At 66.2% G+C, this 14,985-nt stretch carries 10 protein-coding genes; 2 read left to right on the forward strand and 8 right to left on the reverse strand.

Annotated features, from left to right (window positions below; genetic code table 11):
• Positions 1-81 precede the first annotated feature (81 nt).
• A complete protein-coding gene (locus tag AC1C2M_RS06040; RefSeq protein WP_495435568.1) occupies positions 82-2,769 on the forward strand; it encodes an outer membrane protein assembly factor BamB family protein in 2,688 nt (895 codons plus the stop codon).
• Positions 2,770-2,874: 105 nt separating this feature from the next.
• On the opposite strand, the gene AC1C2M_RS06045 is transcribed toward AC1C2M_RS06040, so the two are convergent.
• The 3 genes from AC1C2M_RS06045 to AC1C2M_RS06055 all read right to left on the reverse strand — a co-directional run bounded on the left by AC1C2M_RS06045 (position 2,875) and on the right by AC1C2M_RS06055 (position 5,430).
• Positions 2,875-3,540, reverse strand: coding sequence for an IclR family transcriptional regulator (locus AC1C2M_RS06045; protein WP_495433819.1), 666 nt, complete (start codon positions 3,538-3,540; stop codon positions 2,875-2,877).
• A gap of 4 nt (positions 3,541-3,544) precedes the next feature.
• Positions 3,545-4,276, reverse strand: coding sequence for an IclR family transcriptional regulator (locus AC1C2M_RS06050; RefSeq protein ID WP_483403896.1), 732 nt, complete (start codon positions 4,274-4,276; stop codon positions 3,545-3,547).
• 152 nt (positions 4,277-4,428) lie between these two features.
• Complete coding sequence (locus AC1C2M_RS06055; RefSeq protein ID WP_495433818.1) at positions 4,429-5,430, reverse strand: ThuA domain-containing protein; 1,002 nt, start codon at positions 5,428-5,430, stop codon at positions 4,429-4,431.
• A gap of 359 nt (positions 5,431-5,789) precedes the next feature.
• Between AC1C2M_RS06055 and AC1C2M_RS06060 the strand changes: the two genes are divergently transcribed.
• Complete coding sequence (locus AC1C2M_RS06060) at positions 5,790-7,190, forward strand: glucose-6-phosphate dehydrogenase (protein ID WP_495435569.1); 1,401 nt, start codon at positions 5,790-5,792, stop codon at positions 7,188-7,190.
• Between the two features lie 783 nt (positions 7,191-7,973).
• Here AC1C2M_RS06060 and AC1C2M_RS06065 read toward each other — a convergent pair.
• The 5 genes from AC1C2M_RS06065 to AC1C2M_RS06085 all read right to left on the reverse strand — a co-directional run bounded on the left by AC1C2M_RS06065 (position 7,974) and on the right by AC1C2M_RS06085 (position 14,878).
• A complete protein-coding gene (locus AC1C2M_RS06065) occupies positions 7,974-9,152 on the reverse strand; it encodes an ROK family protein (protein WP_495435570.1) in 1,179 nt (392 codons plus the stop codon).
• A gap of 36 nt (positions 9,153-9,188) precedes the next feature.
• Positions 9,189-10,832, reverse strand: coding sequence for a beta-N-acetylhexosaminidase (locus AC1C2M_RS06070; RefSeq protein ID WP_495435571.1), 1,644 nt, complete (start codon positions 10,830-10,832; stop codon positions 9,189-9,191).
• Positions 10,832-10,966 carry a hypothetical protein gene (locus AC1C2M_RS06075; RefSeq protein ID WP_483403891.1) on the reverse strand — a complete coding sequence of 45 codons (135 nt, stop codon included), beginning with the start codon at positions 10,964-10,966 and terminating at the stop codon, positions 10,832-10,834. The genes AC1C2M_RS06070 and AC1C2M_RS06075 overlap by 1 nt, the downstream gene beginning before the upstream one ends.
• A 167-nt stretch (positions 10,967-11,133) precedes the next feature.
• Positions 11,134-13,803: a family 78 glycoside hydrolase catalytic domain gene (locus AC1C2M_RS06080; protein ID WP_495435572.1), complete on the reverse strand. Its 2,670-nt coding sequence runs from the start codon at positions 13,801-13,803 to the stop codon at positions 11,134-11,136.
• 40 nt (positions 13,804-13,843) lie between these two features.
• Positions 13,844-14,878, reverse strand: coding sequence for a LacI family DNA-binding transcriptional regulator (locus AC1C2M_RS06085; protein WP_495435573.1), 1,035 nt, complete (start codon positions 14,876-14,878; stop codon positions 13,844-13,846).
• Positions 14,879-14,985 lie beyond the last annotated feature (107 nt).

Here is a 14,985-nt window from a genome sequence, read left to right on the forward strand (position 1 = left end):
ATTCAGCGGGACGCCCGACTCACCTCAACGCGGGCGTGCATCGCGCGCTCGTGATCGATCAAAGACGATCAAGGAGTTTTGATGCGTAAACATCTGTCCAGGAGGCTGGGAGCACTCGGCCTCGGAGCGCTGGTGGTGGTGACAGTCGCCGTCTCACCGGCCTACGGGGCCAACCCGGCGGCACCGGTGCCACCGGCGGGGCTCACGGGCCTCGAGCCCACAGGCGCGGATATGCCGACCGTGGGAGGCAACCTCGGAAATCAGCACTACTCCGGCCTCACCAAGATCAACAAGCGGAACATTGACAAGGTGGGGCCCGCCTGGCGCACCCACGTCTCGGGCGTAGCGCCGGCATCCGACGATGTCGGCCAGCAGACCACGCCGATCGTCGTCGGCGGCATCATCTACCTCGACACACCCAGCGGCGGTGTGATCGCCGTCGACGGCAAATCCGGCGCGTCAGTGTGGAAGTGGGAGCCAACCGCATACGGAACCGCCGACACCCGACGCGGGGTCTCCTCCGGCGAGGGCAAGATCTTCACCATGGCGGCCGACGACCGCATCGTCGCCCTCGACCAGGCCACCGGCCAGGAAGCCTGGGTTGTGCAGCCTGCCGGTCCGAACGGCGAATCGCTGGGCAACTTCGACCGGGTTGCCACGGTCTATCACAACGGCATCGTCTACGCCCACGCCGCGAACGGCGACCGCGCTGCGGTCGTCGGACTCGACGCGAGCGACGGCAGCTACCTCTGGCACTTCTTCGGCGGGCCGGACCGCGGCACCGTCTACACCGACGTGAACGGAAATTCGGTCGACGCCGGTGCAACCTGGGGACCCGTCACGCCCGAGGGCGTTGACTGCCCGCTCGTTGGCGGGTCAACACCTTGGATTCATGGTGCCGTCGACCCCGAACTGAACATGTACTACATGACGTTCGGCAACGCGCGGAGCTGTAACTCCTCGCAGGATGGCTCCCAGCGTCCAGGCGACAACCTGTTCTCCAGCACCATGGTCGCTGTCGACGCAACCTCCGGCGCATACAAGTGGCACTACCAGTCCATCCGGCACGACGTGTGGGATATGGACAACGTGCACCCGCCGACACTCGCGAACGTGAAGTACAACGGCGCCGTGCGCAAGGTCCTGTTCTACGGCAGCAAGTCCGGACACCAGTTCGTGCTCGACCGCACGAACGGCAAGCCTGTCCTCCCCGTGACCGAGAAGCCGATGATCACCGACTCCCGACAGAACCACGCCGAGACCCAGCCGTTCCCCGAGAGTCGCCTGCTCCCGGACTGCCTGGTCTGGGAGAAGCTCGATCCGAAGAACATCCCGGGTGACCCCTGGCGGGCTGTCCCGAACTACAACGGTTACCAGCCCGACGAGGACGGCAACCTTGTCTTCAACCCGGACAGCTACGTCGCCGCAGACGAGCCCTTCCTGACCTACCCGGAGGGTTACCCGTCGGATCACCGCGAGGGCTGCATGTACGACCCGCAGTGGGATCTGCCGATCCTCTCCACCACCAGCCAGAACGGCGGAGGTGACTGGTCGAACAACGCGTACAGCCACAAGACCAACCTCGTGTACTTCCCGTACGGTACCAACCCGGTCGCGCACTGGAACGGCGCCGGTGCAAACGGCCAGCGTGCAATGGGCCAGTACCAGACCGGCGGCATCCTCGCCTACGACGCATCGACCGGAAAGGTTCGCTGGCAGAACCACCTCGGCACCGACATGTCGCACGGCCAGGGGCCGCTGGCAACGGCATCCGACCTGCTCTTTGCCGGACAGATCGACGGTCGACTGCTGGCCATGGATTCCTCAAGCGGCGATGTTCTCTGGGACTTCCAGACCGGTTCGGGCATCGCGTCCGCTCCGATCACCTACGAGGTTGGCGGCGAGCAGTACGTCGCTGTCTTCGCAGCGGGATCGACCAACCCGTACGGCGCGTCGGTCACACAGGGTGACTCGCTGTGGGCGTTCAAGATCGGCGGCAAGTACACCACCGAGTCCGGCAGCCAGGAAGGCCCGAACACGGCACCGCTGTCGATCCGTCGTCCGGTAAACGGAAACGCGGTCGAGGGTGCGACGGTGGACAACACCGTTCTCCTCGCTCGCACCAGCCGCACCGATGACACTGCAGCCTCGCAGGACAGCGTGTCGCAGAGCGCCATGCAGCCCACCCGCCTGCGGGTGCCCGTCGGCACAACGGTCACCTTCAAGAACCCGGGGGCAGAGACGTTCCCGAACTTCCCGAACCTGAAGCCGCACTGTGCGACGCAGTTCTTCGAGGGAGAGTTCAACGCGAAGCTGCAGCCTGGCGAAACCTACCAGCACACGTTCGATCGGGCCGGTGAATACTACTTCAACGACTGCACCGACCCGCGGCCGACCGGAATGATCGAGGTGTATCTCACACCCCAGGACACACCGGGCGCCGCCTCCTTCATACCGAGCACGCTCAACCTCGGTGCGAGGAGCGGGATGTTCACGGATGTCGATGGCAAGGTCGGTGCGTACTTCAGGTTGCCTGCAGGCCACAGGTACGAAAGCGGGGCCGTTCTACTCACTCCGCTCTCGACCACACCGGTGACCGCCGCGAAGGTGACCGACTTCAAGAACCACCTGTTCATACAGTTCAATAAGGCGGATCTTGATAACAACGTGCCGGAAGGCAAGGTCCCACTGACCCTTGTGGTCAATGTTCTCCATAAGGGGGTGCAGAAGCAGATCACGTCGACGGTGACGGTGAGGATCGTCAAGTAACACGACTCCCCCGGCACCACTGACCGCCTCCGACGGTTCGGCCTCACCAGCACGGTGAGGCCGAACCCGAGGAGGCGGTTCGGCGTGCAGGCGGTGTCGGAAGCCTTACGGCATCCGGAATGCCCGAAGTTCAAGACGGCGTTCGACGGCCCGCGCGGCCTCCTGGATGTGGACAGCGGCCCCATCGACGTCGAAGTCGTTCGCTGGCCCGCACAGTGAGATTGCCGCGATCGCACCGCTTCCGGGCACCGAGATCGCGCTGGCCACCCAGGTGAGGCCCGGGACGGACTCGCAGACCGCGGTCGCCACCCCAGCGGCAGGGGCGAGGACGGCCGTTCCCAGTGCGCTGGACTGCAACGGCACACTCGCGCCGATCCGGGAAACATCCGCAGGAGCGCCCCTGCCACGCATAATCGCGATGCAGACCATCCGGTCGCCGTCGGGGATTGCCAGGTGGACGGTCTCGCCCGTCGTGGTCCGCAGGTCGGCCATGACCGTCAGGGCCGCGGACCTCAGCTCGCGCGGGACCTCTGCCAGCTGGCCGAGCTCGAACAACCGAAGGCCGAGGTAGATCAGCTTGCCCTCGCGCTCCAGATAGCGCTGCCGGACAAGCCCGGAAACGAGCCGGGACACCGTGGACTTGGGGAGGCCGGCGCGCGCAGCAAGTTCAGACAGGCCGAGGCCCTGATCGTCGTCGAACGCCTCGAAGATGATCGTCATCCGATCGAGAACGCCGAAGAGTTCATCCCGGCGGCCCGTCTCCCCGGCCATGCCGCTACAAGGCGAGACGTTGGGAGAGGAGGCGAGCGGCGTGCCTGACGAGCGGGGCCATCCGCTGTGGATCCATGTCGGCGACAGGTCCGGCCACCGAGATCGCGGCCACCGGTCGGCGTTGCGGTGAGAGAACCGGACTCGCGACGCCGACGACTCCCGGAAAAGTTGCGCAGCGGTCGATCGCGACGGAACTCGTGCGTACACTGGCGAGCTCCCGCTCGAACGCGTCCCGTGCGCTGCGATCGAGTCCCCTGATGATGTGCCCGAGCTCGGATTCATCCTCCGAGAACGCCAGCACAGCCTTGCCCAGAGCCGTCGTCGCCGACGGCACCCGAACACCGGCGCGCGACGGTGCCGGTCGCAGGCGTCCCTGTACCGAGATCACCGACACCATGTCGCGCCCATCCTGGACAGCGACGTTCAGGTGCTCACCCGTCGCGTTGAACAGTTCGGCCAACACCGGAACGGCGGCCAGGCTGAGCCGGCGAGGTCCACTCGCTCGCGCGCCGAGCTCGAAGAGCCTGAGCCCGATGATCACCCCATCGTCGGTCCTGGCCAGGTACCGCTGCCGCACCAGATCCCGGACCAAACGGGAAACCGTTGACTTCGGAGTGCCAGTGGCGACGGCGATTCGGGTAATCGACGTCGACCCGTCTGACTCTCGGACGGCCTCCAGAATGGCGATGATGCGGTCGAGTACCGATACCGGCTCGTCCCATCGACCGCTGCGCATGTGTCCAGTATGTGACGGCGCCCAGAGCGCGGCAAGGATAGAGAGAACAGAGCCGAACGATGGCCCACTGAGTGGATCATCGCCGTTAAAAAGAGCCCGCACCCGGCGATACCGGGTGCGGGCTCCTGTTGTTCGGATGCTTGTGCGAAAGGTCAGACAGCGCAGAAAGGCTTGATGCCCATGGCACTCTCAAGGCCGGAGAGCACGTGCTCCTTGAACATGTCGTCACCGGCAATCGGCGCATCCGTCCACACCGCCACGTCATGGCCGAGCGTCGTCAGGAAGGACTTGCCGCCGTCGTAGTACTGGCACCAGCTGACGGCGTGCTGCTCACCGTGTCCCGGGTGGCCGGTAGCGCGACCGTTGAGGCTCGTCTTCGGGTCGACCTCGAGCAGCACGTTCACGTAGCTCGGGTACGGAACGAGGTTGTACCACTCGTCGGTGAATGCCCACTTGCGCGGCATGAACTTCGTCGACACGTCCTTCTTGTTGATCGTCTCGATCGTGCCCGGGCGGTTCGGGGCGTGGTCGTAGAAGTTGGCTCCACCCAGCAGGCCCTCGTACCACTCCCAGTGGTACTCGGCACCGAAGGCGTTGTGGATGCCGACGAAGCCGCCGCCGCCACGCACATACTGCATCAGGTTCGTCTGGGCGGGGTCATCGAGGGTGTCGCGGTTCGAGCCAAGGAAGACAACGGCCTGGTAGGAGCTCAGGCGTGAGAAGCTCGCGAGGTCTTCGGTGTAATCGGCCTGAATGCCGCGTTCAGCGGCCCAGGCTTTCAGTCCGGCCTGCGCCACATTGTCTGCGTTCAGCGGCGGGTTCAGGCCTGGGCCGAGTGGCGTGCCCAGGTGCGCGTGACGGGGGCCCGCCGTTCGGCTCCAAATCAGGATGCGTTTTTGCTCACCCTCCTTCCAGCCGTTTCCCCATTCGTTGTAGCAGCTGGCGTCGGTCCCACGGCAGACACCGTAGTCCTTGATCTCATCCAAATAGATCGAATCAGCGGTCGTCGGCTTATTGCCGTTTCCGTTTCCGTGTCCGTGTCCATTTCCCCGTGCGTCGGTGGCGACGGTTCCCGCAAGAACGAGGCCCGCGCTGAGCGCTGCTGCTGCAGCGATGGCGGTTCCAGAACTCAGCAACTCCTTGAACGATTTCATGTGATCTCCTTTGATCGGTCGTGCAATGCCCTCCGGGTCCTCAGCGCGATCGCCGCCGAAGAGCGATGCGTGCCGCAGCCAGTGGAGTCCGGGCCCGGTTGCTGCGAATGTAGGCTCACCCGGCCCATGGGGCAACGCTGGTTCCGCCCAGTAAGCCGCCGCGTCGCATCCGCAGTACTTCTGAACACCCGCGTGTCGACACGACGTCGGTTCGACGGGCAGATTCGTACCCTGTTGCGCCGACCGCCGTCAAGACGTGTCTCACGGAGAGGCCGCGGCGTATCCTCGACTGTCACGGGAACCTGACCAGGGTCGACCCGGTGCCGCAACGTGCACGCCTCTCACCGCAAGGAGCAACGATGACCGACCAGCCCGGAATTCCTGACGCCGAGTCGATCTCACCCGACGCCCGCACGATCGCGATCCTCGGCGCCGGCGGTGACCTCACCGAGCGGCTGCTGCTGCCGGGACTTGCTCGCGTCGCCGAATCAGCTCGAGGGCTGGAACTCACGCTGATCGGAGCCGCCAGGACCGCCCAGAGCGACGACGAGTGGCAGTCCCTCGTGCGTCGCAGCCTCGAGGACGCCGGAATCTCGGCCGGGACTGTCGACGAGCTGTCCGCTCGTGCACGATTTGTTCAAACGGATGCGTCTGATCCGGACGAGCTGAAAGCCCTGTTGGAGGCCTGCCCAACGGCACCGGTGCTCTACATCGCACTTCCGCCAGCGATGGGTCGCCGGGTCGCGGAGGCGCTCGCCGCAATAGACCTCCCCGATGACCTCGTCGTGGCGATCGAGAAGCCGTTCGGTGAGGACCTCGACGATGCCCGGGCCTTGAATGAGGCGCTGGCGGCCGTGATTCCCGCCGACCGGTTGTGGCGCATCGACCACTTCCTCGGAAACGCGACCGTGCTCGGGATGCTCGGCCTCCGTTTCGGAAACCGCCTGCTCGAAGCGTCCTGGAGTGCCGAGCACATCGAGAAGGTCGAGATCGTCTACGACGAAGTGCTGGGGCTCGAGGGTCGGGCTGCTTTCTATGACCAGACCGGAGCGCTGCGCGACATGCTGCAGAGCCACCTGCTGATGGTGCTCGCCCTCGTCGCCATGGAACGGCCCGACGAGATCACCGCGAGTGACGTGCACGAACGGATGGCGGAGGTCCTGGGCGTCACCCGCATCTGGCGTGACGACCCGACCTCGGCTCGCCGGGCACGCTACACCGAGGGACGCGTGGACGGGAAACTGTTCCCGTCGTACGTCGACGAAGCCGACGTCGATGGCGACCGCGGCATCGAGACCCTCGCTCAGGTGCTGCTGCAGATCGACACACCCCGGTGGAAGGGCGTGCCGTTCGTGCTGCGCTCGGGCAAGGCCATCGGCAATCCCCGCGCCGAGGCGGCGGTGCACTTCCGCGCTTCGACGCCTCCCGCCGGGTTCCGCGGCGCGAGTACGGATACCGGCACTGTGTTGCGGATGTCGCTCGAGAACGGTGACGTCGACCTGGACCTGTTCGTCAACGGCGCCGACGACGCCGCGGAGCTACGACGCGTGACCCTTGAGGCGCGCCCCGGTGAGCCTGAGCTTGACGCCTACGCCCAGGTGCTCGCCGGCATCCTGCAGAATGACACGCTGCTCTCGGTTCGCGGTGACATCGCCGAGCAGTGCTGGCGCATCGTCACCCCGGTGCTCAACGCCTGGCAGGCGGGCGAGGTTCCCCTGGAGGAATACCCGGCGGGAAGCAGCGGGCCGGACGGCTGGTGACTCTCCACGCGTCGGACCAGCCGAACCCTGGTCGCGCCGGGTAGTTTCGGGCGGAGAATCGCAGGGTCCAGCCGTCCATAGGGCTTGGAGCCCCGGATCCACCGCCCGAAACAACGGGCGAGGGTCGGGTGGCGAGCGGTGGCGCTCGGAGGTGCCGCGGGTGCCGGCCGTCGCAGCCGAGGCCTGGTTCGATAGTTTCAGGCGGAGAATCGCAGGCTCCAGCCACCTATTGGGCGTGGTCCCTCGGGTCTACCGCCCGAAACGACGGGCGAGACGTGGGTGGCGACCGGTGGTGCTCCGAGGTGCCGCGGGTGCCGGCCGTCGCAGCCGAGGCCTGGTTGGGTAGTTTCAGGCGGAGGATGACAGGGTCCAGCCACCTATTGGGCGTGGTCCCTCGGGTCTGCCGCCCGAAACAACGGGCGAGGGTCGGGGGGCTGCTGCGGCGCGCCGGGTCCGGCCGCCGCAGCCGAGGCCTGGGTGGGCACTTTCGGGCGGAGAATCGCAGCGTCCAGCCGCCTATAGTGCGTGGTCCCCGGATCTGCCGCCCGAAACAACGGTGAGTGTCGGGAGCTGCTGCGGCGCGCCGGGTCCGGCCGTCGGCGGTCGCTACCGTGCGGCGGGTGCCGATGGCCGGCATCGAGCCCTCGTAGCCGCACCCGGGCCCTAGTTGGGTAGTTTCGGGCGGAGGATCGCAGGGTCCAGCCACCTATTGGGCGTGGCCCCTCGGGTCTACCGCCCGAAACAACGGGCGAGACTCGGGTCGATGCGCCAGGCCTCGAGCCGTCAGCGCATCCCGAGCTGTGCCTCGAGGACCTGGGCCGCCGCCCCGCGCAACACGAGTTCCGGGTCGTTGCGGCGAACCTCGATCTCCAGGCCCTCGACGATTGCCGGACGCAAGCGGGAGTGCACGCCGGTGACGACGCCCGCGGCGAAGGGCCCTTCGACGAGCTCGGCGGGACCCACCACAACGACGACGTTGATGTTCAGCATCAGCACGATGGGCGCGAGCGCCTCGCCGAGCATCTGGCCGGCGGGTTCAAGTACTGTCGTGCCGGATGCCGCGACCCGCCGCACGAGGTGAGGCGCGCCGACCACCACGTCGAGGCATCCGCGGCGGCCGCACCGGCAGAGGGCGCCGTCTGCATCGACGGTCAGGTGAGCGATCTCACCGGCGGCGAACTGCTCGCCGAGGACCGGTGCACCCCCGATGAGGACAGCGGCACCAACACCGTTGTCGAGCGCGACCACGATGGCGTCTCGCCCCGCCCACTTCTGCGACCGGTTCAGACCCAGCGCCAGCAGGTTGACGTCATTGCCAACCACCGCAGCAACGCCGGTCCGGCTGTAGAGGGTCTCCGCGAGCGGAACATCGCGCCATCGCAACCGGTCCGCAACGTGGACCTGCCCGGTGTCATCGACCAGGCCGGGCGAAGCCACTCCGATGCCGACAACCTGAGCGGTGGTCCGCTCGATGAGCACGTTCGCGAGGTCGACGGCGTGCTCGAGCGCGTTCTCACCAGCAGCGTCGCCGATATCCACCTGCACTCGATCGACGATAACCCCGTCGAGATCGACGGTCGCACCGATAAACAGATCGTCCTGAGTCAGATCCAACACGACCGACACGTTGCCCGCGGCGTTGATGGCCACTCGCGAGGCAGGCTTGCCGACCCGGGCCTCGGCGACGACACCCAGATCCTCGACGGTGCCATCATCCACCAGCTCTGCGACCAGCGCGCCAACCGTCGGCGTCGACAGGCCGCTGAGCCGCGCGAGCTCTGGCCGCGACTGCGGTCCCTTCTCGTACAGCAGGCGGCGGATGACCGAGAGGTTGTGCTGCCGCGTCATCTGGATCGCCGCCCCACCGGATGTCGGAGACGGACGCCGCAGCGCGCGCAACTCCGATGGGGTCAGCGACAGGATGCCGGTGGCCGGGTTCGCTTGCTCACCGGGGTTCTGCACGTCTGAACCTGCGTCCTTCTTTTCCCTCGATTGCGCTCACCTCACGATGACGGAGGTCAGCGCATCGATCTCCCGCTGACGTTCCGCCTGCGCCTGTATGCGCCCACCCACACCGGGCCGCTCCTGCCACGGTAGCGGTCCCCCGCGGCGACGATACTCCACGCCACGCTCGTCGAGCCGGCGCAGGTGCGAATCGAGCCGCACCTCGAAGTCATCGAAGGCCCCACCCGGGCCGCTCCACAGCGCCTCGGCGAGGGCGCATGCCCGGGGCCAGAGCATGTAGTCGCGCGAGCGTGCATCCTCCAGGTGTTCGGCCCACAGGTTCGCCTGCGCTCCCCGCACAAGCATCGCCTGCTCGGGCGTTGCCCATTCCGGGACCGGATCGTAGCCATAGACATCGCGAAGCCCGACGACGACGCCCACCGGGATCGGCTCCCTCGCGTCATCCGACTGGCGGTAATCGAAATAGAGCCGGTTGTCGGGGCACGCGACCACCGGAACACCGCGCCGCAGTGCCTCGCCGATTCCGGCATCCCCACGCCATCCGAGTACGGTGACATCTTCACTCACGTCGTGTTCGAGGACCTCGTCCCAGGCCAGCATCCGCCGGCCCTGCTGCTCAATGTGAGCGCGCAGCTGGTCCAGGAACCAGAACTGGAGTTCGCGCGGGTGTGACAGGCCCCGATCGCGCGCCAGTTCCTGTGACCGGGCGTCGGCCTCCCATGCCCCGGATAGCACCTCGTCGCCGCCGAGCCCGATGTCGATCGACGGGAAGAGCGCGAGCACCTCGTCGAGCACGATGCGGAAGAAGTGGACGGTGCTGGTCTCGGCGTTGAGCGGATAGGGGCTGATCCCCCACCGCGGGTACACCTCGACGGTCGGCGATTGCCCGTCGGCATCCGGCACACCGAGATCGGGATACGCCGCGATCGCCGCCTGCGAGTGGCCGGGGAGATCGATTTCCGGCACGACGACGATGCCGCGGCTCGCGGCGTACGCCACGATCTCGGTGATGTCGTCCTGAGTGTAGAAACCGCCGTGCGGCCGCTCGATCTCGGGCGCCGTCGCGTCGTCTGCACCCACCTGGGTGCGATCCCGCCACGCGCCGACCTCCGTCAGCCGGGGGAACGCCCGGATCTCGATCCGCCAGCCCTGGTCATCGGTGAGGTGGAAGTGCAGTCGGTTGAGCTTGTGCATCGCCATGAGGTCCACGATGCGGAGCACCTCTCGCACCGGCAGGAAGTGCCGCGCGACGTCGAGCATGATTCCCCGCCACGCGAAGGCCGGCTCATCCTCGATCTGGCAGGCAGAAACCGTGACGGTCCGTGCTGTGGCGCTCACCGAACGCCAGATCCCGTCGCCCATCAGTTGCAGAACAGTTGCGGTGCCGTGCAGGAATCCGGCCGAATCGGATGCCGTGATCGAGATCCCCTGTTCGGTCACGTCGACGCGGTGCGCTTCCGGTGCCAGCGTGGCATCCGTCACAAATCGGATGCCGGTGGGCGCCTGATCGACGACGTCGACACGGATCCGCGCACCGGCCCACAACCGCTCGGCCAGCAGCGCGACGGCATCCGTCGCATCCGGAACCGCGGCGACCGAGACGGAACCGTGCAGGACGAACTCGCCATCCGCAGCGGTGAAAACGCGCGGACGGGGAATCAACGTGTGCTCGCCCATCAGCCCTTCACCGCCCCTGCCGACATGCCAAAGACGAGTTCGGCGTTCCCGCCGCCTCCTGTGCTGCATCCGGCCAGGGCCAGTGTGGCCACACCCGCCAGGGCAAACGCCGTCACGCGATTGATCTTTCGCATCAGTACTCTCCTATGAGTCTCGGTAGACCATCGCGAACGGATGCCGATGGCGGGGTTAATAATGGAGCCTTATTAACTAATCCACAAGAGTGACGTTGCCATCGCCGAAAAGAAACCGCCCGGCGGTCCCTCGCGGGCGGCCGGGCGGCATCACTTATTCGATTGCGCTACGGAGTGGACACCACAAGTGCCTCGGGGTCTGCCACGCGCGCGGTCGTTACGACGATGTGGTGCTCCCCCGGTCCTACGCTCGTGCCGGTGAATGCCCGCCCGTTCAACTCGACTGCCGAGCCATCGGAGACCGGCAAATCGAACACGGCTTCCGCGCCGTATGGCACGACCAGGTCAACTCGCAGGTCGCTCCCCGAGAGACGCCAGTCGATCGACGCATCGCCGAGCCGGGTCTCAACCGACGCCCGGGCCCAGGTGATGGTTGTCGATGGTCGCGGCGCCACGACAATACGGCGATATCCGGGTCGGTCGACGCTCGGCGCGATACCGCCGACGTAACGGTAGACCCAGTCGATCACAGCGCCATAGGCGTAGTGATTGAACGAGAGCATTCCGGAGCTGTCATCCGTTGCCATATCGCCGGAGTGGATGCTTCCATCCGGCGCCAGAGCATCCCATCGCTCCCATACCGTCGTCGCACCCATCTCCACCTGGTAGAGCCAGGATGGCGCTTCGCGGCGGAGCAGCATGAGGAAAGCTTCGTCGGTGTGGCCGCTGTTCACGAGCGCGAAGAGGACCAGTGGGGTTCCGAGGAATCCGGTGGCGATGCGCCCGCGCTCCTGACGGACGTTGCGTGCGAGCCCCTCCCCGATCCGCTCGCGCTCGTCGTCGGGTGAGATGCCGTATTCGAGTGCGATCGCCGCCCCTGTCTGGGTCTGGACTGCCTCCTCGCCCCAGCGATCCCAGGTCTCTCGAGCGACGCGGTCCGCGAGCTGGTCGGCAGCGTGCGCGCGGCCGGCGTCGCCAAGGAGCCGTTCGGTCTCGGCGAGCAGCCGGGCACTGTGCGCGAAGAACGCGTTGGCCACGAAGTCCGCTGACACCTTCGCATTCCAGGGCTGATCGCCCGGCGCGTCAGGATCCAGCCAGTCGCCGAACTGGAACTCGGTGGGAAGCAGACCACCGTCGGCCCGCTTCTCCAGGCTCGCGACCCAGCGTCGCATGCTGGTGAGCTGCCGCTCGAGGACCTCATCGCTTCCATAGGATTCGTACACCGCCCACGGCACGATGGTCGCGGCATCCCCCCACCCGGCGCGTCCCATGGTTTTCCATTTGCCGGAATCCGGCTCGTCAGCGTCGTGAAGGATGTTGGGAACGACAGCCGCAACCGCGCCGTCGGCATCCTGGTCCAGCTCAAGATCGCGCAGCCACGACACCCAGAACTGCTCGACATCGAACAGAGTGCTTGCCGTCGGCGCGAAGGCCTGTGCGTCGCCGGTCCAGCCGAGCCGCTCGTCGCGCTGCGGACAATCTGTCGGCAGGGAGACGAAGTTGTCGCGCTGCGACCATGCCACGTTCGAGTGCAGCCGTTCGAGCATCGGTTCCGAGCACGCGAACTCCGACCGTGGTCGATCCGCGCTTGAGATGGCGACCGCTGTAGCCGAGACCACCTCGGCGCCCGTGACTTCGGCGTACTGGAAACCGTGGAACGTGAATGTGGGCTCGAGCGTCGTCTCGCCGTCCTGCGCGAGCACGTACCCGTCGGTCGCCCGCGCCGTGCGCAGCGACTTAGTGTGGATCGATCCGTCGGGTTCGAGCACTTCAGCGTGGCGGACCTCCACCCGGTCGCCCGCCGAACCGCGGACCACGAGCCGCAACCAGCCGGCGATGTTCTGGGTGGCATCCAGGAAGCTGTGCCCATCGCGTTGCTCAACAGCGACGTCCCATTCCCTGACCGTCCTGACCCCACCGGTGATTCGCGGTTCGAGTACCGCCGTGTCGACGTCGACCGCCCGGGCAGCAGCCCATGCGGCATCGTCGAAGTCCGCGGTGTCCCATCCGTCCGGCTCGGCCCGAAGATCGACCTCGACGCCGTCATACAGGCTTGCCGAACGGATGCCGCCGGTGGCTGCTTTCCACTCCGGGGAGGATGCGACCCGTACGACACTGCCGTCCGCGCACTCGACGTCGATCTGCACAAAGGCTGCGGTTTCGGTGCCGTACTGCTCCGTGCCGTCGACCCAGCCCAGTCGCCCTCGGTACCAGCCGTCCCCGAGCAAAACTCCGAGCGCGTTCTGCCCGACCTGGAGCAATTCGGTCACGTCCCAGGTGCTGAGAAGGACACGGTCCTGATATGCCGTCCACCCCGGGGTGAGGTGCTCCTCCGTTGCACGCTGCCCGTTCAGACGCAGCTCGCCGACGCCCCAGAACGTGGCGTACATGCGTGCCCTGACCGCGGTGTCAGGCACGGTGAAGGTCGTGCGCAGGAGAGTCACGGGACCTTCCACCGGTTCGGAACCACCGATGGGCTGGGCAGCGAGAGAGGCCGGATCCACCGCAGCCTCAACGGTGAGGGCATCACTCCACGGTGACCATCCGTCCGCCGTTGCGATGCGAACCTCGCAGTGCCGCACTTCGCTGGGCTGCAGAACCGGCCCGGGAGCGGCGACGCCGATGGACGCGTCTGACAGGGTGGGCTCCCCCATGCCACTGTCGACGCCATCCCAGCGCACCTGGTAACCGATCTGCGGCGACGCTGCCGTAGCGCGCCAGGTGAGGCGCAAACCAGCCGAGGGGATCCCGATGAGATCGTCGGGGTACTGGGTTTCCACCGCCAGGACCCGGGCCCTCTGGTCTGTGATTGTTGAAGCGGGCAAATGCTGGGACATTGGTCGACCTTCCGTAGGTTCCCGGTTACACCGGTTCGTGTCAGGGAGTGTTACGTGTCGGGGCAGGTTGCGAGGATTGTCGGGTCTTCAGCGTGGGCTGTACCACGACGTTGACGGGTTCGGTCCGTCCGCCGATGCGTTCGAGCAACAGGCGCACAGCGTGTTCGCCCATGGCTTCACCGCATTGGTTGACGCTCGTGAGCGAGATCGCGGGGTGGCTGGCGATGTCGATATCGTCATAGCCGACAACGGAAACGTCGGATGCCGAGAGTCCGCACTCGTCGATCGCCCGGAGCGCCCCGAGCGCAAGCTCATCGTTGCCCGCAAAAATCGCGGTCGGAATCTCGCGATCGAACAACGCGAGAGTGTCGAGTCGCGCGGCATCCTCCGAGATGCCCGTGCGAACAATCTGCGTGTGCTCCTCGAAGCCGGCTGTGCGCATGTGCGAGACGTACTCGTCAAGTCGGATGGAGTGGGGGGTGCCTGACCCCGAGTGGGTGACGTCTTCACTGCGTGTCAGGTGTGCGATCCGCCGATGGCCCAGCTGGAACAGGTGTTCCATCACCAGCCGGGTGCCCTCAACGTCGTCACCCGTCACCGTGTCGTAGGAGACGGATTCGTCATGGCGGCCGAGCATCACGACGGGCACCGTCGTCGCCAGTCGTTCGAGCCACTGGGGCGAGACCAGCGGGGAAACTGCCACGATACCGTCGACCTGGCGATCTGACAGGGCGCGGAGCGCGCGGATCCCCTCCTCGCCGTCCACTCCATCCGCTGGCGCGATGATGAGTTGGTACTGCGTGTGCCGTAGTTCTGAGGTGGCCCCCGCAATGATGGTGGAGAAGAAGGGGTTACCGATGTGCGGCAGCTCGAATCCCAGGGTGAAGCTCACCCCCCGCATGGCCCTCGCGGCGATGCTCGGACGATAGTCGAGAACCTCGATCGCGGCGTTCACCCGTTCGCGCATTCCAGCGCTCACCCCATAGGCGTTACGGATAACTTTTGACACGGCTGCGCGCGAGACACCAGCCTCGCGCGCGACATCCTCAATCGTCGCTCCTCGCGATCCCGGCACTCTCGTCCCCTTTCAATTGGCTGCCACAATACACGTTTGTGGCCGAAAACATAGATCGTTCTACGAACAGATAAAATCGTTTCAGAAAAGTTGTGTAGATCGGTTGA

Source organism: Mycetocola sp. Y444 (assembly GCF_059445295.1).